Annotated in this window: 20 protein-coding genes; 11 read left to right on the top strand and 9 right to left on the bottom strand. The window is 46.9% G+C overall.

The features are described from left to right. Positions 1-6: 6 nt before the first annotated feature. The gene (mnmG, locus tag EOPP23_RS10370; protein WP_370514751.1) at positions 7-1,881 is read right to left on the bottom strand and encodes a tRNA uridine-5-carboxymethylaminomethyl(34) synthesis enzyme MnmG; all 1,875 of its coding nucleotides are present in this window, start codon (positions 1,879-1,881) and stop codon (positions 7-9) included. Positions 1,882-2,620: 739 nt separating this feature from the next. Between mnmG and EOPP23_RS10365 the strand changes: the two genes are divergently transcribed. From EOPP23_RS10365 to EOPP23_RS10350, 4 genes are all read left to right on the top strand, one after another. Beyond that, the gene (locus tag EOPP23_RS10365; protein WP_153765861.1) at positions 2,621-3,097 is read left to right on the top strand and encodes a YtfJ family protein; all 477 of its coding nucleotides are present in this window, start codon (positions 2,621-2,623) and stop codon (positions 3,095-3,097) included. A gap of 204 nt (positions 3,098-3,301) precedes the next feature. Next, positions 3,302-4,318, top strand: a complete 1,017-nt coding sequence (locus EOPP23_RS10360) for a Fe(3+) ABC transporter substrate-binding protein (protein ID WP_153765860.1) — start codon at positions 3,302-3,304, stop codon at positions 4,316-4,318. A gap of 39 nt (positions 4,319-4,357) precedes the next feature. Then, positions 4,358-5,992 carry an iron ABC transporter permease gene (locus tag EOPP23_RS10355; RefSeq protein ID WP_153765859.1) on the top strand — a complete coding sequence of 545 codons (1,635 nt, stop codon included), beginning with the start codon at positions 4,358-4,360 and terminating at the stop codon, positions 5,990-5,992. Then, positions 5,989-7,056, top strand: coding sequence for an ABC transporter ATP-binding protein (locus tag EOPP23_RS10350; protein ID WP_153765858.1), 1,068 nt, complete (start codon positions 5,989-5,991; stop codon positions 7,054-7,056). The genes EOPP23_RS10355 and EOPP23_RS10350 overlap by 4 nt, the downstream gene beginning before the upstream one ends. On the opposite strand, the gene EOPP23_RS10345 is transcribed toward EOPP23_RS10350, so the two are convergent. Next, entirely contained in the window at positions 7,053-8,822 is a 1,770-nt protein-coding gene (locus EOPP23_RS10345) for an SGNH/GDSL hydrolase family protein (RefSeq protein WP_153765857.1), read from the bottom strand. The two genes, EOPP23_RS10350 and EOPP23_RS10345, sit on opposite strands and share 4 nt — an antisense overlap. A 179-nt stretch (positions 8,823-9,001) precedes the next feature. Here EOPP23_RS10345 and EOPP23_RS21775 point away from each other — a divergent pair, with 179 nt between their 5' ends. After that, positions 9,002-9,118 carry a MarC family protein gene (locus EOPP23_RS21775; RefSeq protein WP_370514745.1) on the top strand — a complete coding sequence of 39 codons (117 nt, stop codon included), beginning with the start codon at positions 9,002-9,004 and terminating at the stop codon, positions 9,116-9,118. 39 nt (positions 9,119-9,157) lie between these two features. Here EOPP23_RS21775 and mnmE read toward each other — a convergent pair whose 3' ends face one another. After that, positions 9,158-10,534: a tRNA uridine-5-carboxymethylaminomethyl(34) synthesis GTPase MnmE gene (gene mnmE, locus EOPP23_RS10335; RefSeq protein ID WP_153765856.1), complete on the bottom strand. Its 1,377-nt coding sequence runs from the start codon at positions 10,532-10,534 to the stop codon at positions 9,158-9,160. Between the two features lie 264 nt (positions 10,535-10,798). Between mnmE and EOPP23_RS10330 the strand changes: the two genes are divergently transcribed. After that, complete coding sequence (locus tag EOPP23_RS10330; RefSeq protein ID WP_153765855.1) at positions 10,799-11,164, top strand: hypothetical protein; 366 nt, start codon at positions 10,799-10,801, stop codon at positions 11,162-11,164. 62 nt (positions 11,165-11,226) lie between these two features. Here the strand turns inward: EOPP23_RS10330 and yidC are convergent, their stop codons facing one another. The 4 genes from yidC to rpmH form a co-directional block, all read right to left on the bottom strand. After that, positions 11,227-12,909 (bottom strand): membrane protein insertase YidC, encoded by a 1,683-nt coding sequence (gene yidC / locus EOPP23_RS10325; protein ID WP_153765854.1) that lies wholly within the window; start codon positions 12,907-12,909, stop codon positions 11,227-11,229. Continuing rightward, positions 12,885-13,226, bottom strand: a complete 342-nt coding sequence (yidD, locus tag EOPP23_RS10320; protein WP_370514744.1) for a membrane protein insertion efficiency factor YidD — start codon at positions 13,224-13,226, stop codon at positions 12,885-12,887. Before yidD ends, yidC begins: the two co-directional genes overlap by 25 nt. Positions 13,227-13,349: 123 nt before the next feature. After that, the gene (rnpA, locus tag EOPP23_RS10315; protein WP_370514743.1) at positions 13,350-13,757 is read right to left on the bottom strand and encodes a ribonuclease P protein component; all 408 of its coding nucleotides are present in this window, start codon (positions 13,755-13,757) and stop codon (positions 13,350-13,352) included. Between the two features lie 14 nt (positions 13,758-13,771). After that, a complete protein-coding gene (rpmH, locus tag EOPP23_RS10310; RefSeq protein ID WP_153765853.1) occupies positions 13,772-13,906 on the bottom strand; it encodes a 50S ribosomal protein L34 in 135 nt (44 codons plus the stop codon). A gap of 863 nt (positions 13,907-14,769) precedes the next feature. Between rpmH and dnaA the strand changes: the two genes are divergently transcribed. The 5 genes from dnaA to lpcA all read left to right on the top strand — a co-directional run bounded on the left by dnaA (position 14,770) and on the right by lpcA (position 22,037). Then, the gene (gene dnaA / locus EOPP23_RS10305; protein WP_370514742.1) at positions 14,770-16,413 is read left to right on the top strand and encodes a chromosomal replication initiator protein DnaA; all 1,644 of its coding nucleotides are present in this window, start codon (positions 14,770-14,772) and stop codon (positions 16,411-16,413) included. Between the two features lie 157 nt (positions 16,414-16,570). Continuing rightward, a complete protein-coding gene (gene dnaN / locus EOPP23_RS10300; protein WP_153765852.1) occupies positions 16,571-17,674 on the top strand; it encodes a DNA polymerase III subunit beta in 1,104 nt (367 codons plus the stop codon). A gap of 83 nt (positions 17,675-17,757) precedes the next feature. Continuing rightward, a complete protein-coding gene (recF, locus tag EOPP23_RS10295) occupies positions 17,758-18,912 on the top strand; it encodes a DNA replication/repair protein RecF (protein WP_153765851.1) in 1,155 nt (384 codons plus the stop codon). After that, complete coding sequence (gene gyrB / locus EOPP23_RS10290; RefSeq protein WP_153765850.1) at positions 18,909-21,326, top strand: DNA topoisomerase (ATP-hydrolyzing) subunit B; 2,418 nt, start codon at positions 18,909-18,911, stop codon at positions 21,324-21,326. Before recF ends, gyrB begins: the two co-directional genes overlap by 4 nt. A 132-nt stretch (positions 21,327-21,458) precedes the next feature. Further along, complete coding sequence (gene lpcA / locus EOPP23_RS10285; protein ID WP_153765849.1) at positions 21,459-22,037, top strand: D-sedoheptulose 7-phosphate isomerase; 579 nt, start codon at positions 21,459-21,461, stop codon at positions 22,035-22,037. Between the two features lie 34 nt (positions 22,038-22,071). Here lpcA and EOPP23_RS10280 read toward each other — a convergent pair whose 3' ends face one another. After that, entirely contained in the window at positions 22,072-22,806 is a 735-nt protein-coding gene (locus EOPP23_RS10280; protein WP_153765848.1) for a 1-acyl-sn-glycerol-3-phosphate acyltransferase, read from the bottom strand. A gap of 21 nt (positions 22,807-22,827) precedes the next feature. Further along, positions 22,828-23,367, bottom strand: a complete 540-nt coding sequence (gene gmhB / locus EOPP23_RS10275) for a D-glycero-beta-D-manno-heptose 1,7-bisphosphate 7-phosphatase (protein WP_153765847.1) — start codon at positions 23,365-23,367, stop codon at positions 22,828-22,830. Positions 23,368-23,446 lie beyond the last annotated feature (79 nt).

Raw genomic sequence — 23,446 nt, 5'->3', positions numbered from 1 at the left:
AATCAATCAGGATGCTTTAGAAAACTTCTTCATGTGGATAAGCAGCAAAGAAACAGCGGCAGGCGTCATTCCCTGAATTCGGGAAGCTCTGCCAAGAGTTTCAGGCTTGTTTTCCAGCAACTTCTGGCGAATCTCGTTGGACAGACCTTCAATTTTCTCGTACTCAAATGCCTCAGGGATACGAGTATTTTCATACCGTCTCAGCTTGGCAATTTCTTCCGTCTGACGATTGATATAGCCTTCGTACTTGGCCGCAATTTCTACCTGCTCTCTAACTTGAGCATTGGAATCAGCTTCACCGGTCAGACTTGAAACATCGTCGTACGACAACTCTGGTCTGCGCAACAGCTCCATCAGGTTGTATTCACGGCTGATAGGATTACTGAGCTTCAGGTTCACTTCTGCTGCCTGATCCGTGCCCGGATGAATAAAGGCACTCTTTAAACGCTGATTTTCCTGCTCTATGCGCTCTTTTTTGTCGCAGAACGCTGCCCAGCGAGCGTCATCGACCATTCCCAGTTCACGACCTTTCTCGGTCAGACGCAGGTCAGCATTATCTTCACGGAGAATCAGGCGGTATTCCGCACGGCTGGTAAACATACGGTAAGGCTCACTGGTGCCGTTGTTGATCAGGTCGTCAACCAGTACTCCAATGTAAGCCTCGTCGCGACGTGGACACCAGACTTCCTGTTCTTTGGCCGCCAGAGCAGCGTTCATACCTGCCAGCAGGCCCTGCGCAGCAGCTTCTTCATAACCGGTTGTGCCGTTAATCTGACCCGCAAAGTACAAACCTGGAATAGCTTTGGTTTCCAGAGAGAATTTCAGATCGCGTGGATCAAAGAAGTCGTACTCAATGGCATAACCTGGACGAGTGATGTGGGCATTTTCCAGTCCACGGATGGAACGGATGAATTCAATCTGCACATCAAACGGCAGACTTGTGGATATCCCGTTTGGATAGAGTTCATGTGTGGATAAACCTTCCGGCTCCAGGAAGATCTGGTGAGAGTTCTTATCCGCAAAGCGGGTAATTTTGTCTTCGATGGAAGGACAGTAACGTGGACCAATACCTTCTATCACACCGGTAAACATAGGTGATCGATCAAGACCGCCACGAATCAGGTCGTGGGTTCTTTCATTGGTATGGGTAATGTGACAGGCCACCTGCTCTGGATGCTGTTCAACAGACCCCATATACGACATAACCGGTGTAGGAGTATCACCCGGCTGCTCATCCATTACCGAAAAATCAACAGAACGGGCATCAATGCGTGCAGGTGTACCTGTTTTTAATCGGTCAACACGCAAATCCAGCTCACGGAGTCGATCAGCCAGTTTAATGGACGGTGGATCACCGGCTCGGCCACCACTGTGGTTTTCCAGACCAATGTGAATACGGCCTCCCAGGAAAGTACCTGCTGTCAGCACCACCTGACCCGCAAGGAAACGAACGCCCATATTGGTGACAACACCGGCTACTCGACCCTGCTCCATAATCAGGTCGTCAGCGGACTGCTGGAATATCGAAAGATTTTCCTGATTTTCCAGAATACTGCGAATAGCGGCTTTGTAGAGTGCACGGTCTGCCTGAGCACGAGTCGCTCGTACAGCAGGCCCTTTTCGAGCATTCAGTACACGGAACTGGATACCACCGAGATCAGTGGCCAGCGCCATTGCACCGCCCAATGCATCCACTTCCTTAACAAGATGACTCTTGCCTATACCACCGATAGCCGGGTTACAGGACATCGCGCCCAGCGTATCAATGTTGTGGGTCAGCAATAACGTTTTCACGCCCATACGTGCTGAAGCCAGCGCAGCCTCGGTACCGGCATGGCCGCCACCTATCACAATCACATCAAACCGAGTCGGAAAATCCACAGCCAAGGGGAAGTCACCTGCTTATTAATAAAACCTTTATCGAACCAGTGATTATACCTCAGCCCGACAACCTGCAACATTGATCATTTTGTTCGGGCAAGCATATCGACAGCACGGTAGTGCTTTCAGTCGTATTGCCCGAAACTGCACTCCGTAGCTGTTGTGGAAAACTACCGATTTTGCCTATTGATGTTTGTTATTGTTGTTATAATTATGTTGATAGTTTCTGTGGATAACTCACTTAACACCTTTATTACCAATAGATTGCAGGTTGAATAACCCTGTCGATGAGCTGTTAGGATACAGTGATTAACCTGTTCTTATCTGGTGGATAACTCACCAAGTTATACACAGACAAATACTCTCTTGAAATTCGTACTTTTGTTTCTGTGCACAAACCTGTGGATTAAGAAAATCACGTTTTTCACAGTTATTCACAGCCTGTTTGTGTCCAGCTACTCAATTACTTCTTATCTACTACGCCCAGAGTTCAGTCCGAGCTGTGTTTTTCTCGTCTCACCTAATGGATGAAATTGCCAACTTCATGGATAAACAAACCAAAACACCGAATCACAAAAAACAAACATGAAAAATTTGATATAAATCAAAGTGTTGATAAGGCATTCGTTTTAAAACCTATATCCAGATTTCCAGTGCAACTGCCCGTGGTCAGGTTAGATCTCATCAACAGACCCGCTACCAGTTGTAAGAACAAATTCAAGAAGTAAGGATTAGTAGTATGGCTAACGTAACCGTAGGCGCTCCTCTGCCAGCTTTCACCCTGCAAAAAGAAGGCAAAAACATTGGCAAGGGCAAGTACGAGCCATTCAGTTCCTCTGAACTGGCTGGTGAGGCAACTATCTTTATTGCTATGGCTGGTCATCCGGCTGTTCCACCAAAAATGGAACCTGTTAACAAAGCTGTAAGTGAGAAGTTCCCTGAATTCCGCGTTGCCAGCTTGATCAACACCAAAGAATCTCCTATGGGTGCTGGCATCTTTGTTAAAGGTGAATTCAAGAAAGCTTACAAAAAAGCACCGACCAACTTGTACCTGTTGGATGCTGAAGCTGTTGCTCGCGACACTCTGGGCCTGGAAAAACTGAGTGCTTTCGTTGCTGTTCTGAACGCTGCCGGTGAAGTCGTGTACGCATTCGAAGGTCAGACCGGTGATACTGAAGTAGCAGCTATTCTGGAAGCTATCGAAAGCGTTAAGTAAGCACACACTTAACTGCCTCAAAAAACCGCCACTTATTAGTTATGACTGGCGGTTTTTTCTAACTCTTTCTAATACCAACCTTTGACCTAAGTCACTCCTTCCTCAATACCTCTTTTTTTATTTCAAAAGTACTGGCGTTCAAGACAAAAATACGTACAATTCGCGAATGATAATGTTTCTTGTTTAGTTTTACGGATACCAACCATGCTCAAGAAGGCTCTTTTTACCCTTTCTACCGCCAGTGTTCTGGCCGCTTCTGTAACTGCTAACGCAGCAGACAAGGAAGTAAACGTTTACTCCTACCGTCAGCCTTTCCTGGTTGAGCCTCTGTTCGCAGACTTCACCAAGGAAACCGGTGTTAAGGTAAACGTTGTTTTTGCCAAGAAAGGTCTGATTGAGCGTGTTGAACGTGAAGGCAAACTGAGCCCTGCAGACGTTGTTTTGACAACCGACATCAGCAACCTGATGAAATTAGTCAACAAGAATCTGAGCCAACCTGTTGATAGCAAGTCCATCAGCGAAGACATCCCTGCCCAGTTCCGTGATCCTAAAGGTGAATGGTTTGCACTGACTACCCGTGTTCGTAACATCTACACCACCAAGCGTGATGGAAAGCCTCAAAGCATTTCCTATGCCGACCTTGCTGACCCTAAATACAAGGGCAAGATCTGTACCCGCAGTGGTAAGAACAAGTACAACGTAGGTCTGGTTGCTTCCTACATCGCTAACAACGGTGAAGCTGAAACCAAACAGTGGCTGGAAGGTGTAAAAGCTAACCTGGCCCGTCGTCCACAGGGTAATGACCGTGCACAGGTTAAGGCTGTTAAAGAAGGCGTTTGTGACCTGGCCATCGGTAATAGCTACTACTACGGCGCGATGCTGAAGAAAGCTGACCAGAAAGCATGGGCTGATTCTGTCTACATCAACTTCCCTGATCAAAACGGTCGCGGCTCACACGTAAACGTCAGTGGTATGGTTCTGACCAAGCATGCACCAAACAAGAACAACGCCGTTAAACTGATGGAATACCTGGCAGACGACAAAGCTCAAGGCATCTACGCTGAAGTAAATATGGAATACCCGGTTAACCCAGCTGTTAAACCATCTGAACTGGTTACTTCTTGGGGTGAGTTCAAGGCTGACTCCCTGCCTGTTTACAAGCTGGCCGAGAACTATGCCTCTGCACAGAAGCTTCTGGATGAAGTAAAGTTCGACCTGTAATTATCAGGTCTTATAACTTTCTTCATAACAAGAGTCTCAATGAAACATAGTATTTCACTGAGCTGGAAAGCTGGCAGTTGGTTGCTGGCTTTTCTGCTTTTTACTCCGGTGCTCTCACTCTTCTATGAAGCTGTGTCACCTACCGGAGAAATCTTCTCTCACCTTCTTAATACAGTCCTCGTTGACTACATCATAAACTCGATCATTTTGATCACGGGTGTCGGTGTTCTGGGCCTGCTCTTTGCTCTACCGCCAGCCTGGATTATGGCCAACTGCGATATTCCCGGTAAACGCTATCTTCAGTGGTTGCTGGTCTTGCCTTTGGCGATGCCTTCGTACGTTGTCGCTTATATTTATACTGACCTGTTTGAATACGCAGGCACTGTTCAAGTATTCCTTCGTGATCTGATGGGCTGGCAAACCGCTGCCGATTACTACTTTCCGGATATCAGAAGCATGGGCGGCGCTGTTTTTATTCTCGCTCTGGTGCTTTATCCCTATCTCTATATGCTGGCTCGAACAGCGCTATTAGAACAATCAGAAAGCCAGAGGCTAGCCAGCCGTTTACTGGGTTGTTCGCCGTTACAAAGTGTTCTGAAAGTATCACTACCCATGGCAAGGCCAGCGATTATTACCGGCCTTTCGCTGATGGGAATTGAGGCGCTGGCTGACTTTGCTACGGTCAGCTATTTTGCGATTCCAACCCTGACTACCGCTGTATACGACACATGGCTGGGTTATGGCAGCCTGAATGCTGCTGCAAAGCTATCAGCCATTATGCTGCTGGTTGTCACACTGCTCATATCCACCGAGAAATATAGCCGCCGACGTTTAAAGCTGTTTCAGAAAACCGCCGGTCATGAACAAAAAGAAATGCTGAAGCTAAAAGGCTGGGCAAACATACTTGCTCAGAGCTGGTGCTGGCTATTAGTCATAGCAGGATTTGCCTTTCCTGCAGCGGTTTTAATGAATTATGCGGTGGATAACTTCGCTATTTCATTTAACACTCAGCTCTTAAATTACGCACTGAACAGCCTGAAAGTAGCTACAGGTGCAGCGCTATTCGCAGTAATCACAGCTATTCTGCTGGGGATATACCAGCGTCTGGAGTCCAACAGGCTGGCATCTGTACCCTCCCGCATTGTATCCACAGGCTACGCACTGCCCGGAAATGTGCTGGCTATTGGCGTTTTGATACCTCTAACTCAGCTCGACCATGGTGTGAATAACCTGATCATGTCGTTTGGTTACGATCCAATAGGACTGATCTTCTCCGGTTCTGTTTTTGCCATTATCTTTGCTTATGCTGTGCGTTTCTCTGCAGTTGCAGTAGGTAGTGTTGAGTCCAGTCTGGGTCGGATATCACCATCACTGGATATGGCCAGTCGGTCACTCGGCTGCACACCAGCCAGTATGGTCAGTAAGGTTCATTTACCGTTGATTCGAAGAGGTATTCTGACCGGCTTTCTTCTGGTCTTTGTCGAGTCTATGAAAGAGCTTCCAGCTGCTCTGTTATTGCGCCCTTTTGGTTTCGAATCACTGGCAACCTGGGTATTCCAGTACGCTTCTGATGAAAAGATGGAGCAGGCTGCAATCGCAGCTCTGTTATTGATAGTGGCAGGTTTGATACCGCTTATTCTGTTAAACCGTTCTCTGGAGTCTGACCAACGATGACTGCACTGGATATTTCAGAGCTGAACTGTCGCTACGGCGACACCGATGTGCTCTCTGGTTTGAATCTGAAAATAGAAGACGGCGAGATCGTCTGTCTGTTGGGTCGCAGTGGTTGCGGCAAAACAACTCTGCTGAAAGCTATATCCGGTCTGCTTCAGCCAGCAAGTGGAGATATTTCACTCCACGGTCAGACAGTTAGTTCTTCAACCAAAACACTGCCACCAGAGCAACGTGGTATCGGGATGATCTTTCAGGATTATGCCCTTTTCCCACACCTTACCGTGGCAAAGAATATTGCCTTTGGCTTGAAAGACCTTTCCCGATCAGACGTTGAGCGTCGTGTGGATGAAATGCTGGAACTGGTCAACTTGCAAGGTTTAGGAAAACGTTACCCTCATGAGCTTTCGGGTGGCCAGCAACAACGTGTCGCTATTGCCAGAGCGTTAGCCAATAACCCTTCTGTGCTATTGCTGGATGAGCCCTTCTCCAATATCGACAGTCAGGTACGACAACGATTAGTGCAGGAAATCAGGGATATTCTGAAACAACAGAAAGTGGCGGCCCTGTTTGTTACCCACAACAAAGACGAGGGTTTTGCCTTTGCTGACTCAGTGGCAGTTATGCACAAAGGACAGATACTTCAGCACGATCGTTCGTTTAATGTGTATAACCATCCGGTCAATAAATTCGTTGCTGAATTGATGGGTGTGGGTAACCTGCTGGACTGCCAAGTTATCAACAAACGACAGGTCTCTACAGCCATAGGCATCATAGAATCTTCTGCAGAGCTTTATGCACAGCCTGGAGAAAAGGCGCAGTTGTTTGTTCGACCGCAAATGCTGCAGATTAAGAAGTCTGCTGATTCTGTGGATAAGCGAATAGTAATTAAAAATCAGCAGTTTATGGGGCAGAATTTAAAAACGGAAGTACAGTTCAATAAACAGGTTTTAGTGGTGGAAAACAGTTATCCACTGCCGTCTGAAACGGCAGTGGATATTTCAGTTCTGCCTCACGACCTTGTACTTTTTGACGACAGTGGATGCACAATTAAAATTTCAGGTTAGAGCTCAGTATGAGCATTATGATGTTGAGTACTTTCTCGTTTAGCCTGCTCAATGGGATAGTTATTGACATCACATGGGATATTAAATGCCTGTAATTTTTTGCAGGCAAATTTTGCTATTTCATAATGAGCTTCAGCACTTGGGTGAACCGAATCAGCATAGAAAGCCGTTCCTTTGGTTGTCTGAAAAGGCGATTCAATACGCTCATTGCCATCAGCACTCATGCTTAAACGCCAGTTGTCTCTGAACGCTGCATTGGCTGCAAGTTCCGCCGTTATATGATCGCCCTTCTTATCGGCTTCTCTGGATAGTTTTTCTTCCGGCTTATCAACTCCGGGAATGGGGATATTCAGCAGTGGAGTATCAAAGTCCCAGCCATCCATTTTCATCAGTTCTATGAACATTTCAGTACCATCGATAGTGACTAGCTGATGGTGGTCTTCCTCTAAAAATTCCTCACGCAGATTGTTTAGTCTCATTGTGAGAAATGTATTGTATTGCTCTATAAGGCTTTTTATTTCCTTTCCTTCCGGAGTACCTTTGAATCTTGGTGTCACAGAAATATCAGGCATGGTTACTACGGCGACTTTACGAGCACCGGAAGCCAGCACGTTCCACACATCATTGTACATTTCCCGGGCAACATCATCAGGCTCCTGCCATTTATTCAGAAAATCATTGGCACTGTTAAAAAACACGACCAGAGTATCTTCAGGAATTATCTGTTCACCCAGTTCTGGTCTGCGGCCAGAGTCATTTCTAAGCTCTTCCCGACGCTGATTAAGATAAGATTTGACGATCAACCCCTGACAGGGAGGAACAATACTGCCCTGAAACAGCTTGGTCATACTGTCTTTCACACCACTGGTACTATCCAGAAGCGTTTTCAACGCCTCAACCTTTGCAGGAGCACAGAGAGTCCAGCTACCAGCCATTGCACGGTTATCAAGACTTACCTTCTGGTCATCAGTCGACATCATCCTGACCAGATACTCTACCCAGACCTTGTCCAGTTCTCTGCCAGCAGTCCACTTACCTTTCACATAGTAATGAGGGTCAGGAATTACCGGAATAAGATCATCCAGATGACCGGTGATGTTCAATAATCTCTCCTCTGCAAAATTTATTATCTCGTCAGCGGCATCGTTATCAATCACAGTAATTAAGTAGTTAACCTGTCTGTGTAATGATTGAAGTATTGATTCTACGGCGGAGCCTGGCCTGTGTTCTTTAACTTCCCTGGCAAGTCGCTCCGCAAGTGGTTCCAGCAGCTTAAGCGCAAGACTATCCATCTTACCTTCCGTGCTTTCAAAAATAGTAACTGCCTTGCTAAGCAAACCTCCTAATGCGACCAGTGAATTTGCCTCAATTTTGGCTAAAAGTTTACCCAAAGGGCCTTTTTCTTCCGCTTCTCGCTCAATCTCTCTGGCATTCAATTCCATAGTGAATTCAATGCTCTTAAGCGTACCTCTGCGACCAATGATTTCACTGACATCCATTGGTTGTACTTTACCGCCATCCTCTGTTGTATTTTCTTCTCCGTTCAATGTACGCAACAGGTTGTAAGTTGAATGAGCGTATTCGGGACGCCGAAAATCATCGCCGTTACTGTCGCTTAAACTGTCTCCAAAGAAGAGAAAATTTGATGGTTGAAAGTGTTTTGGTTCTATAGGAATGGGCCTACTGATCTCAGGATCAGCCTGCACTAATACAGTGAGTATCAGGCTTAAAAGGCTAAGAGGCTTGGCTATCGCTTTGAAAGTCATAACAGGCACTCAAGTTAAACTCTATCTTGTTTAGCACATGGGGATTCCAGCCCTAGTTGAATACATTCTTTGAAAAAAAATACTGACTGCAAAACTGAATATGCAACATTTAAACGACGAAGACTTTTTATGTACAGCCTTAAAAAGAAGGCTACCAGAAAAGCCTGCAGGCTCTTTACTTGATTCGTGAAAGCGCAATAAAAGTTATAAGTCGTATGATGGGATTGATACTGGCAGTTCATGGAGTTCAATTATTTATTGAGGGTATACATGGAGCGATGAAACTGCAGTTTTGATGCACGTCTATCGAATATAGACGTGCATGGATAATTAAATTACTTACCAATACAGAAAGACGAGAAAATTCTGCCTAAGAGGTCATCGCTACTAAAGATTCCGGTGATTTCTCCCAGCGCTTTTTGTGCATGCCTTAAGTCTTCTGCTAAAAGCTCTCCAGCTCCCATGTATTCCAACTGTAAGCGGCCGTTATCAAGAAATTCGCCCGCTCTACGCAGAGCATCCAGATGACGGCGACGAGCAGAGAAACCTCCTTCCATAGCGCCTTCATAGCCCATACAGCTCTTCAGGTGCTCTCTGAGCGCGTCGAGACCATGCTCTGACATAGCGCAGGCTCGAATCATGGGAACCTCTCCAGAGTCATCCAGACCCGCCTGTTCACCGGTCAGGTCAATCTTGTTACGAATTACCGTCAGCTTGTCTCGTGAAGGCAGTCGATCAACAAATTCTGGCCAGATATCATGAGGATCGATGGAACTAGTCGTAGATCCATCCACCATCAGCAAAACCCGGTCCGCGTCTTCGATTTCCTTGAAAGCTCGTTCCACACCAATTTGTTCAACCTTGTCATCCGTTTCTCTGAGGCCAGCAGTATCGATGATGTGGAGCGGCATACCATCAATATGAATATGCTCACGCAAGACATCTCTGGTGGTTCCGGCAATGTCGGTGACAATGGCAGACTCCTTGCCAGACAAGGCATTCAGCAGGCTGGATTTGCCTGCATTAGGGCGACCTGCAATAACCACAGTCATCCCTTCACGCTGAATGGCACCCTGCCCGGCTTCCCGTATAACCTTGCTCAGATCCTCTGTAACGGCTTTAAGGTCACTACCCACCTTGCCATCCGCCAGAAAATCAATCTCCTCCTCAGGGAAGTCTATGGCCGCCTCAACGTAAATTCTAAGTGCAATCAGGGATTCAACCAGTTCATTCACTCGCTTGGAGAACGCCCCCTGCATGGAACGCAGAGCTGAACGTGCTGCCTGCTCGGAAGTACTGTCGATCAGATCCGCAATAGCTTCCGCCTGAGCCAGGTCCATCTTGTCGTTAAGAAAGGCCCTTTCCGAAAACTCCCCCGGATTCGCCATTCTGATACCCAGAGCAACAATACGTTTCAGCAGCAAATCGAGAATTACCGGCCCACCGTGTCCCTGAAGTTCCAGCACATCTTCGCCGGTAAACGAGTTGGGGTTTGGAAAATAGAGTGCCAGACCTTCGTCCAGAGTGTTGCCATCAATATCGTAAAAAGGGCCGTAATGAGCGTAACGAGGTTTAGGCTCAATTCTCAGCACTTCCCTGGCCACTTTCAGGGCATCTTCACCGGAAACCCGAATAATGCCCACGCCCCCCCTGCCGGGAGCGGTAGCCTGGGCTGTAATGGTGTCTTTGTGGAGAGAGCTGAGGTCTGACATGAAATTCTTGCTGAGGCCTTAAAAATGGAGAGCTAGTCTACTGCCAGATCAGCTAAAGATCACTATGAAAGCAATACTAAGACTTGAGTCTAATAAACCAAGGTCACAAGGAACCATCTGTTTATTGCAACTAGTTTTATAAGCAAAGGAGAAATAAAAAACAGCGTTAAGAAGTAGAGCTAAGCCTGTGTCGTGAAAAGAACAAACATGACCTACTGAGCTGTATTTCCAAAACCGAATTTTATGACACAGGGAGTACTCTATATGGCATTAGCGGCAATCAAATCACACCTACCCAACTTCAGCTCTGTACTCAATCGGGTTAAAGAAATCTATCAACAAGTCAAGGCTCAGGGCCTGGGCAGAACTATCCAAAAACTGTTTAGCACTGAAAAGAATTACATGATCAGAAATGGCTCCAGTGGTTGTCACAAAGCTGGAGTGGAATACGAATGGAAGCACAAAAAAACGGGAGACATATTCGTCGAAACTCCAAAGAGACGTGTTTACTTTCTTAAGGATCGTGAGGGATGCGAAGTGAAAAGAAACTTCACTCAGTACTTAGCAGACCATCCTGCAAGACTGTTCTTAAAAGCTGTTCTGCCAGAAGACAAAAGTAAACTGCAGTAGACTTTTCTTTAGCGCATAAAAAACGGCCCTGATATGGGCCGTTTTTTTACTCAATTGAAACGTCAGACTTTCGTGTCTTCAGCCTCAATCTTCTTGGTGATGATGTACTGCTGGATAATGGACAACACGTTGTTGGTTACCCAGTACAGAACCAGGCCAGCCGGGAACCACAGGAAGAAGACGGTGAAGATAAGCGGCATCATCTTCATTACCTTTGCCTGCATTGGGTCTGGCGGAGTCGGGTTCAGCATCTGCTGCAGGAACATGGAAGCACCCATGATCAGCGGCAGAATGAAGTATGGATCCATCTGGGAAAGATCGTGAATCCAGCCAAGCCATGGAGCCTGACGCAGATCAACCGCTTCCTGAAGAGTCCAATACAGAGCAATGAATACCGGCATCTGCACAAGAATCGGAAGACAGCCACCCATAGGGTTCACTTTCTCTTTCTTGTACATCTCCATCATCGCCTGAGACATCTTCTGACGATCGTCGCCGTGCTTCTCCTTCATCTCCTGCATCTTTGGCCCAAGCTTACGCATCTTGGCCATTGAGCGGAAACTGGTCTGGTTCAGCGGATAGAAGACAGCTTTCACACAAACAGTCAGCAGGATGATCGCCCAGCCCCAGTTACCCACAATAGAGTGAATAAACTTCAGTAGAGCAAACAGTGGTTGCGCGATAAACCAGAGAATACCGAAATCCATGGTCAGTTGCAGACCATCAGCCAACTCTTCCAGCTGTTCCTGTTTCTTAGGACCTGCGTAGAGAGTTGCTCCGGTAGTTACTGTTTCACCAGGCTGAACAACCAGTGCATTGTCGTAGAAACCTACGATGAACGAACTGTTGTCACCACTGACATTGCTGTAGTAAGTGTGTGGACGACTTTGGTCTGGCACCCAGGCGCTGACAAAATAGTGCTGCAGCATGGCTGCATAACCACCTGTCACAGACTCCTTGAAAGGAGAGCTGGCGAAGTCATCGAATGGAAGTTTTTCGTACAGTTCATCTTTTGAACGAACGGCAGCACCCAGATAGGTACTGGTTGGCGCATTAGAACTTCTGGAGCTTGGATCTTCAGAACCGTCGCGCTTCAGCTGAGCATAGAACTGATCTTTCCATACCTGCTGACCACGGTTTTCAATCTGATACTCAACATGGAAGTCGTAGACACCACGTTCAAAGGTGTAACGCTTGGTCAGATGAATATCACCTGCTACGCGAGTCAAATCCACAACCAGCTCGTTACGACCTTCGTTCAACTTATAGCTGGTCTGAGCAGTGCTGTAGAGTCCACGCTGGTTTTTTGAATCCGGACCATCGGTTGCAACCAAAGCACTTTGTGCAGTGTATACACAGGTCTGATCAGCAATATTACAGTCCGGTTTGTTAACCATCATCTGGAAAGGGATGGATTTCTCCCCCTTCTCAGGCAGGAAGGCTGGGTACTCAGGCAGGCTGAGACCGATAATATCACCGCCGGCAGGATCGATCTGAACGTTCAGGGTATCGGTATGAACGTTGATCAACTGGGCAGTGGGTTGGACACTAGAGTCCAGAATTTGAGGTGCTGAAGAGCTCGACGTAATTGTGGGTACATCTGAACCGCTCTGCGCAGTAGAGACATTAGCCACAACGGCTTCACTGGCCGGCCGGGTCTGTGTGTAATCTTCATTCCATTGCTGGAGTGTCAATACACCAACAACGGCTATAGCACCTATCAAGAGTGTTCTTTGCAGATCCATGATGTCCGAGCCAAAGATTCTTGGTGATGGGGTTGATTGTCTGATTCTGTCTGCTGATGCTGGCATTCAGTGCCGGGCACCGGATCAAAACCTCCTGGATGCCATGGATGGCAACGCAGAAGTCGTAATGCAGTCAGTTTACTGCCTTTCAGAAAACCATGAGTTTCCAATGCTTCCTGGGCATAGCAAGAACAGGTGGGATAAAAACGACAATGTCTGGCCATTAACGGGCTCAGACAGTAGCGATAGACCTTGATCAGGCCCATAGCCAGATGTTTTGGCAACTGGGTAAGGGAGTGCATCACAGGTTCAGGCATGTCGGTTCCACTCAGTCGGTGCTGTGCCGGAAACTCTGGGCTGACTTGTGAGCAATTCACAGTTCTGCCAGAAAAAGTCTGGGACAGAAAGTGACAGGAGGTATTCGCTACCTCCACCGTCACTCAGCTTGCCTCAAGCTGCTGTTTTTGCTGGCTGGCCTGTCTTCTGGCCTGCCTGTCACCCAGTTTCTGGTGCAGTTTTGACCATTGCCGGGTCAGCAGTTTGTTGATGTCACAGCTTTCGAGCTCTCCCAGACCTCTTCGGGCCAGAACGACAATATCGAGATTCCCCAGATCGTCCTGATTCAGACGATAGGTTTCTCGAATATGGCGTTTCACCCGATTACGACCGGTAGCAAAACGGATATTTTTCTTGGCGATCACCAGACCGAGTCTGGGATGATCAAGATTATTCTCTCGAGCCAGTATCAACAGATGTCTGTTACTGACCTTGATATCCGTATGGTCGAAAACCTGCTTGAAATCAGCTGCTGAGCAAAGTCGCAGTTCGCGACCAAAAGCGAAGCTCACCTGTCAGGCCTGAATCAGGCTGCCAGGCTCTTACGACCTTTGGCACGACGACGGTTGATAACCGCACGACCGTTCTTGGTTGCCATACGTGCGCGGAAGCCGTGGGAACGCTTACGCTTCAGGTTGCTTGGTTGAAAAGTTCTTTTCATGACACTACTCGTAATTAGGGTGAATTTACAAAAAGACGGAGCATTCTAAGTAATTGCGGGTTTAGCGTCAATTTGGAGTTGTCAAGAGTTGCCCCTTTTGTCTAGTGGTGGGACTCCTATCCAATAAGTTCTTCTCTATATACATCAGTATTCATTACTAATGTTCCACTTCCTTTAGCGAAAGTAAGCCGCTTAATTCGGTTGGTTCCAACCTTTCAAGTTATCCACTGAACATGAAATAACTCATTCACTGAATAACCCAAACAAATTTCATGTGAGTTAAATATAAATTAAAAAAATATATATCTTGTGAGGTGATTGTTTTGTTTTTGTTATTGTTATTAGTGAACCCTTTTTCTGTGGATAAGGCCTGTTTTTATAGGGTTTTCTAGGGCTGGAGCCTGTGCACTATCCTGTAGAAAAGCAGCGACTAACTTGTGACTTTCTTGGTATTTAGTTGTGTGTAAGTAAGCGGGTTATGCACAGGTAATTTCCTCCACTGGTTATGCACAGCTCAATCACCTGCTTTTCAACCGTTAATTCACTGATCTATCCACAGCCCTATTGTGAATTTTTTTATTCACAGAGAATTCAGTGCCAACTTTTAACTTGTTGATAAACATAGAGAAAAACTAATTACTGGCCTTTAGTGCTATTTCTGCACGGTGTGGATAACTTTTCCGTAAAAAGATACAATAAGAGCTGTTTTATGAATTGGTTTCTATATTTAGGTGACCCTGCCCTGGTCCAGTATCCCATTCGTTTCCTGCCTTTTTAGAAGTTGTTAGCAGGCAGGCTGACAGGCTTCCGTGTCACTCGTTTTCAGGAGAACGCCAGTGCCTTTAGAGCTATGGCAAAAGTGTGTGGATTTAATTCAAGATGAACTGTCATCCCAACAGTTCAATACCTGGATTCGTCCACTTAAGGTCATGGGAGACGAATACGATCTTTGCCTGTTGGCTCCAAACCGTTTTGTAGCTGACTGGGTTCGGGAAAAATTTCTGCCGAGAATTGAAGAAATTCTTGATGAGCTGACGGATGGTCAGGGGCCTGCTGTTGCACTGGCTGTGTCTAACCGCAGACCCAAATCCCTGACTCGTCGTACTGCGCCGAGAAAGGTAACCAGACCTGCTCCAGCTCCGGAACCTCAACCGGTTTCAGAGGAACCTATATATAAAGAAGAAAGAACCGTTACTGAAAGTCTGGTCTCTGGCTTAAAGCAGCAGCCAACGAAAGAGCCGGAACGTCAACAGGATCTGATTGACAGCCAGCCAGCTATTCCTCAAAACCCGTTGAGAAAACAGTTCAGTAACCCTCTTAAAAGCACACTAGAACCAGAATTCCCCGAATTTGAAGCGGTTGAGCCTGCACCGGAAGTTGAGCAGAAAGCCGAAAAGCCTAAAGAACAGTTGATAATTACGCCTCCTTCCAAGCCCATTGTTACCAGCAGCAACCGGCAGGTGGAAGTTGAAGGTTCTATCAAGCATCACAGTTCCCTGAATACCCAGTTCACCTTTGATACCTTTGTTGAAGGTAAGTCGAACCAGCTAGCACTGGCCGCTGCACGACAGGTGGCGGAGAACCCGGGGGCAGCCTATAACCCGCTGTTTTTATACGGTGGTGTCGGTCTGGGTAAAACCCACTTAATGCACGCTGTGGGTAACTCGCTGGTCAAACAAAACCGTAATGCTAAAGTCGTTTATCTGCATTCCGAGCGGTTTGTTGCAGATATGGTTAAAGCACTGCAACTTAATGCAATTAATGACTTTAAACGTTACTACCGCTCAGTAGATGCCCTGTTAATAGACGACATTCAGTTCTTTGCTGGCAAAGAGCGTTCCCAGGAAGAGTTTTTTCACACCTTTAATGCTTTGCTTGAAGGTGGTCAGCAGATGATTCTGACTTGTGACCGTTACCCGAAAGAAATTAATGGTGTTGAAGAGCGTTTGAAGTCCCGTTTTGGTTGGGGACTGACGGTTGCCGTCGAACCGCCCGAACTGGAAACTCGTGTTGCCATTCTGATGAAGAAAGCAGAGCAGCAGAAAGTAGATCTTCCTCATGAAGCGGCTTTCTTTATTGCACAGCGTATACGTTCTAATGTACGAGAGCTCGAAGGCGCATTAAAAAGAGTGATAGCAAGTGCTCACTTTATGGGGCGTCGAATTGATATTGATCTTATTCGTGAATCTCTGAAAGATCTGCTTGCATTGCAGGATAAACAGGTCAGTATTGATAATATTCAGCGTACAGTGGCTGAATATTTCAAGATCAAGATTGCAGATATTCTTTCCAAACGGCGCAGTCGTTCGGTAGCCCGTCCCAGACAGATCGCTATGGCTTTGTCCAAGGAGCTGACCAATCACAGTCTACCGGAAATAGGTGATGCCTACGGTGGCCGTGACCACACGACTGTTCTCCATGCCTGCCGAAAGGTGAAACAATTGGTGGAGGATGATGGTGAGATACGGGATGATTATAAAAACCTGTTGAGATCTTTGACCAGTTGATTTTGTTATCAGTCTCATTAAATCATCTGGTCGAATAAAGCTGGAATTGTAGCTAAGACAACAATAGCTACAAGATAGGCACTGGATAAAAAATTAAGTGAAATTTTGAAAGAGAGCCATAAAGACTTTCTTTCAGTCAGCAAGAGAAAGGAAAGCGATGAAATTTACCATTAATCGGGAAGCATTGCTCAAGCCATTGCAACTGGTTGCGGGCGTAGTTGAACGAAGACAGACCCTGCCTGTATTGTCCAACGTCCTGATGGTGGTGGACGGCAATCAGCTCTCTCTTACAGGTACTGACCTGGAAGTGGAACTGGTAGGACGAGTCACTCTGGACGACGTCAGTGAAGGCGGCGAAATTACTGTTCCTGCCCGCAAGTTGATGGATATCTGCAAATCCCTGCCTGAAAGTGCAGTGATTGAGTTCTCTCAGGATGAGCAAAGGGTCAAGGTTAAAGCCGGTCGTTCCCGCTTTACTCTGTCGACTCTGCCAGCCAATGAATTCCCAAGTATCGAAGAAGAAGCCGGTTCCCTGACCTTCACTATTGGTCAATCCCGTCTGCGTCGACTGATCGATCGTACCGGCTTTGCCATGGCTCAGCAGGATGTTCGTTACTACCTGAACGGTATGCTGTTGGAAGTCAGCCAGAATAAACTGCGTTCCGTAGCCACCGATGGCCATCGTCTGGCTATGTGCGCACTGGATGCAGATATCAACCAGAGTGAACGTCACCAGGTGATTGTTCCTCGTAAAGGTATACTGGAGATGGCTCGTCTGCTCACCGAAGGTGATGAGATGGTTCATATCACTCTTGGCGCTAACCATATGCGTGCCAAGACCGGTGACTTTATGTTTACCTCCAAGCTGGTTGATGGCAAGTTTCCTGACTACGACCGTGTTGTACCACGCGGTGGTGACAAGATTATTATTAGTGATCGTCAGGAACTGCGTCAGGCTCTGCAGCGTGCTTCCATTCTTTCTAACGAGAAGTACCGTGGTATTCGCCTCATTCTCTCTGATGGTCAGCTGAAGGTTATGGCTAATAACCCGGAGCAGGAAGAAGCTGAGGAAGAACTGAACCTGAACTACCATGGCGAATCCATGGAAATTGGCTTCAATGTGAGCTATCTGCTGGATGTACTGTCCGTAGTGTCTGGTGAGACAGTGAAGATTACTCTGTCCGATCCTAACAGCAGTGCGCTTCTTGAAGAGTCTGAAGACTCTGATTCTACCTACGTTGTTATGCCAATGAGACTCTGATGATTCTTGAACAGCCTGAAATTTCATCGCTGCTATTCATTATTGCAATTGCTGCTATTGAAAGCTGAGGGCTGTTTTGAAGCATGAGTATCAATAAGCTTATGGTGAAGGATGTCAGGAACCTGGCATCCATTACTCTCTCCCCTTCTCCCTCAATTAATATCCTTTATGGTCTTAACGGCAGCGGCAAAACCAGTGTTCTGGAAGCCATTCATCTGCTTGGTCTAGCACGCTCTTTCAGGAGTGCCAAACTAAAGCCGGTTGTTCGTCATGGACAGGATAAAAGTACAGTTTTTGCTCAGGTAGAAGCCGGCAAAGGCCGAGTGCTTCCAGTGGGGGTTTCCCGTGATTTGAATGCTGAAAGCTTCCAGGTACGGGTTGCCGGGGAAACACTGAAGTCCACTGCTGAACTGGCTCACCTGCTGCCCTTGCAGATTATAAATCCTGATACCTTCAAACTTTTAGAAGGCTCTCCCAAGCAGAGAAGACAGTTCCTGGACTGGGGTGTGTTTCACGTGAAACATCACGATTTCCTGCCATTATGGAAACGTGCACAGAAAGCACTCAAACAGCGGAACAGTTTGCTACGACATGGTAAAATAAAGGGTTCCTCATCCTTGGCTGCTCAGTTACCTGCCTGGGATCAGGAACTTGTCAGAGCTGCTGAATCTGTTGACCAGCTTAGGCAAGAGTATTTTAAGCAGCTCCTGCCTGTATTTCAGGATGTATTAAGTGAGCTGACCAGCCTCAGTGATATTGAAATTAACTATTACCGAGGTTGGGATAGAGAACGATCGCTGGCAGATGTACTTCAAGAAAATGTCAGTAAAGATATTCAAAGTGGATATACCCTGTCTGGGCCACAAAGAGCTGACCTGAGAGTAAAGGTTGGTCGAACCAGTGCAGTGGATATTCTGTCGCGGGGACAATCAAAACTGGTTGTTTGTGCGTTAAAGCTTGCACAAGGGCATCTGTATTCACGGATCAGTGGCAAGAAGTGCATTTTTCTTGTGGATGACCTGCCATCCGAGCTGGATGGACCTCATAGAAAAGGTATGTGCAGATTATTGGAAAAAATGAAAACACAGGTATTTATAACCTGTGTTGAAGCGGGTGCCCTCAATGACTGCTGGCAACCCGATACGGACTTAAGAATGTTTCACGTGAAACAGGGAACTGTGAACTTGGAATCTGGGCGTGAGATTCGCCAGACTGAACTCGCTGGAGACAGAGCATGAGTGAAGAACAAAATTACGATGCATCCAATATCAAGGTATTGAAAGGCCTGGATGCAGTTCGTAAGCGCCCGGGGATGTACATCGGCGATACGGATGATGGAACCGGCCTGCACCATATGGTGTTTGAGGTCGTTGATAACTCTATTGATGAGGCCCTTGCTGGGCACTGTGACGAGATCTCCGTTATCATTCATCCGGATGAATCCATTACCGTTAAAGATAACGGTCGTGGCATTCCAGTGGATATCCATGAAGAGGAAGGCGTTTCAGCCGCTGAAGTTATCATGACCGTGCTGCACGCAGGCGGTAAGTTTGATGACAACACCTACAAGGTTTCCGGTGGTCTGCACGGTGTAGGTGTTTCCGTAGTTAATGCTCTGTCCAAAGAGTTGAGGCTGACCATTCGCCGAAATGGTGAAGTTCATCAGCAGCTCTACTCTCACGGTGTTCCTCAAGCACCTATGAAGGTTACCGGGGAAACTGAGCGAAGCGGTACAGAGGTCCATTTCGTACCGTCTGAAGAGACCTTCTCTAACATTTTATTCAGCTACGATATCCTGGCTAAGCGTCTCAGAGAACTCTCCTTCCTGAACTCTGGCGTCTTTATTCGCCTTCATGATGAGAGAACTGGTAAGGAAGATGAGTTCCGCTATGACGGTGGTCTGAGAGCCTTCGTTGAATATTTGAATACCAACAAAACAAACATCAATAACGTATTCCACTTCACCAAAGAGCGTGAAGATGGCACTACTGTTGAAGTGGCTATGCAGTGGAACGATAGCTTTCAGGAAAATATTTTCTGCTTTACCAACAACATTCCTCAGCGTGATGGTGGTACTCACCTTGCTGGTTTCCGTGCCGCCCTCACTCGTAACCTGAACAGTTATATCGAACGTGAAGGCTTCTCCAAGAACCAGAAGGTTTCTACTTCCGGTGATGACGCTCGTGAAGGTTTGACCGCGATTATTTCGGTGAAAGTGCCTGATCCGAAGTTCTCATCCCAGACTAAGGATAAGCTGGTGTCTTCCGAAGTGAAGACCGCAGTTGAGCAGGAGATGGGTGAAAAACTGTCTGATTACCTGCTGGAAAACCCGCAAGAAGCCAAGTCCATTGTTAACAAAATGCTGGACGCTGCCCGAGCTCGTGAAGCGGCCCGTAAAGCCCGTGAAATGACTCGACGCAAAGGCGCTTTGGATATTGCCGGTCTGCCAGGCAAGCTGGCTGACTGTCAGGAGAAGGACCCCGCTCTCTCTGAACTGTACATAGTGGAGGGTGACTCTGCGGGCGGTTCTGCTAAGCAGGGACGTAACCGTAAGACTCAGGCCATCCTGCCACTGAAGGGTAAAATTCTCAACGTGGAGAAGGCTCGTTTCGACAAGATGCTCTCTTCTCAGGAAGTTGGAACACTGATTACTGCACTGGGTTGTGGTATCGGTCGAACCGATTTTAATCTGGAAAAACTGCGTTACCACAACATAATCATCATGACCGATGCGGATGTCGATGGTTCTCACATCCGTACCCTGCTGCTGACCTTCTTCTTCAGACAGCTTCCTGAGCTGATCGAAAACGGTTACATCTATATTGCCCAGCCTCCTCTTTATAAGATTAAGCGCGGCAAGCAAGAACAGTACCTGAAAGATGATGTGGCTCTGGATGCTTACCTGACTCAGTCTGCACTGGAGAATGCCTCCCTGCATGTGAATGAAAATGCACCGGGTATTTCTGATGGACCTCTGGAAGCTCTGGTAAAAGAATTCCGAGCGGTCATGTCCAAGATCGACAGGCTTTCCCGCGTTTATCCGGGTGAGATTGTTCGTGAGATGGTTTACTTGCGTGGTCTGGAAGATGAAGATCTGAAAGATCAGTCTGCTATGCAGGCATGGGTTGATGAGTTGGCTGCCAAAGTTATGGAACTTAAGCTTGCTGGTCGGACCATGGACTTCGGTATTTTTGAAGATCGTGAAAATCAGGTTTGGCTGCCGAAGGTAACCATCACTGCCCACGGTGTTCCTACCGAGTACACCTGGAAGACAGACTTCTTTTCATCCGGTGACTACCGCAACATTAAGAAACTGGGCAGTCAGTTACAGGGTCTGTTGGAAGATGGTGCATTCATTCAGAAAGGTGAGCGTAAGAAGGCGATTACCAATTTTGAGGAAGGCTTGAGCTGGTTGATGACGGAGTCCACTAAACGTCACAATATTCAGCGCTATAAGGGGCTTGGTGAGATGAACCCGGAGCAGCTCTGGGAAACCACTATGGATCCGGATGTGCGTCGTATGCTGCGAGTAACCATCGAAGATGCGATTGCTGCTGACCAGATCTTTAACACCCTGATGGGCGATCATGTTGAGCCGCGTCGTGACTTTATCGAGTCTAATGCTCTGAAGGTTGCTAACCTGGACGTCTGATTTTCTTATCATGATATCCTCCAAAGCCGGCCTTAGTGCCGGCTTTTTCATACTTCTCAGATGCGAATTGCTCTCGGTTAGCTGCGCCAGAAAGGTTATACTCCCTCTCAATTAATCCAATGATTTAGAAATATGTACCAGTCACTGATTCGTAAAGAGCTTGAAGAAGCACAACAGGTGCTTGACCGTTTTCTGAATGATGACGCCAATATTGAGGCGATTAACTCGGCAGCAGAGTTGCTGGCTGGTTCCTTCAAGTCGGGTGGCAAGGTTATTTCCTGCGGTAATGGCGGCTCACACTGTGATGCCATGCATTTTGCAGAAGAGCTGACTGGCCGCTATCGTGATGACCGTCCAGCCTACCCTGCTATTGCTATTTCCGATGTCAGCCATATATCCTGCGTATCCAATGACTATGGCTATGATCATGTGTTTTCACGCTATCTCGAAGGTGTAGGTTTCAAAGGCGATGTGCTGTTTGGCCTGAGCACCAGTGGCAACTCTGGCAATATCATCAAGGCTGTGGAAATGGCTCGCCAGAAAGGCATGAAGGTTATTCTGTTAACCGGCAAGGATGGCGGCAAGATGGATGGAATGGCTGATGTGGAAATCCGTGTTCCGCACTTTGGTTATGCTGACCGTATTCAGGAAATCCACATTAAAATTATTCATATCATGATTCAGTTGATCGAAAAGCATATGGCTGTTTGACCAACTGAGTTAGAAAAAACTTCTTCAAGAAGGCTCAGCAGGAAGGCTGTCTGATTGAGTTCAGTCTTTCTTCTATCCATTCTCGTGTTTGATCATTCAGCTCTTTGGCTGTGTTTTCGTCAGTCCGGATTTCTTCTCCGATATGGAGATGAATAGTCCCCGGTGTTTTCAACCAGGTGCTTGCAGGCCAATGATCAGCAGCATTATGGGCAACTGGCAGAATGCTTACCTCTGCTTTCTTTGCCAGGTTTACGCCACCTCGTGAAAACTTTCCGAGCCCTCCATCCAGAGTCCGGGTTCCTTCAGGGAAAATCAGTACCCAGCGCCCTTCTTTCAAAGCAACAGTCCCCAGTTCAACGACATCTCTCAGAGCTGCCCTTGGGTCGTCACGGTTGATAGCAATTGGGTGAAGCAGATAAAAAGCCCAGCCAAAAAATGGAATCTTCAGAATCTCTTTCTTTAAAACCTGAGACTGAGGAGTGAATACCATCTGCAGGAAAAAGGTCTCCCAGGTGCTTTGATGATTACTGATAATCACACAGGGCTGTTCAGGGATATTCTCTTTGCCATGAATCTCATAGCGAACACTACAGGTTACTTTCAGCAGCCAGATAACAACCTTTGCCCAGTTGGTCACCATTAACGGGTGGCGCTTATTGGTACTGACAAAAGGAATAATGAAAAACATCACGGATACCCAGAGTATCGTGAAGATGGCCAGAGTGCTGTAGAACAGCACTGTTCTTATTAGTTGGATGAAGGACAACATTTATAGCCTGTTTATAAGTCTTCAGTCAGTAAGAATAAAGTGAGTAAAATCGGCGAGGTCTTCAAATACAGGGATATCTTCAAGTCCTTCACCTTTAGCAAGAGTTCGTATGCCCTTACCTGTTTTGACCAGTGCCACATTGCAGCCGGCAGCCTGACCCGCCTGAAGGTCTCGTAGAGAATCACCAACCATCCAGCTCTCTGCTGGAGAAATCTGAAATTCTTCTATCAGCTCATTCACCATGCCGGGAAGAGGCTTGCGGCATTTGCACTGATCGTCAGGACCATGAGGGCAATATTTAATAGCAGCAACAACACCCTGCTCTTCTGATAACAGAGCATTCATTTTGGCGTGCATGGCATTCAGAGTTTCAATATCAAAATAACCACGGGCGAGACCGGACTGATTAGTAGCAACAGTCACTGTAAAACCAGCCTGATGCAGTCGAGCCATAGCCTTGATACTGCCAGGCAGCGGGAGCCACTCTTCAGTGCTGCGAACATAGTTGTCGGAGTCTTCGTTGATCACTCCGTCACGATCAAGGATTATCAGTTTGGTCATAGGTGCTCGGACATATGAATACAAGCTATCTAATATTCGATTAGCTGTGTCTACACATTTATAGGGCTGTTGATAGCTC

The organism is Endozoicomonas sp. OPT23, assembly GCF_009653635.1.
Classification (GTDB): Bacteria; Pseudomonadota; Gammaproteobacteria; order Pseudomonadales; family Endozoicomonadaceae; genus Endozoicomonas_A.
This window is presented reverse-complemented; position numbering and strand designations above follow the sequence as displayed.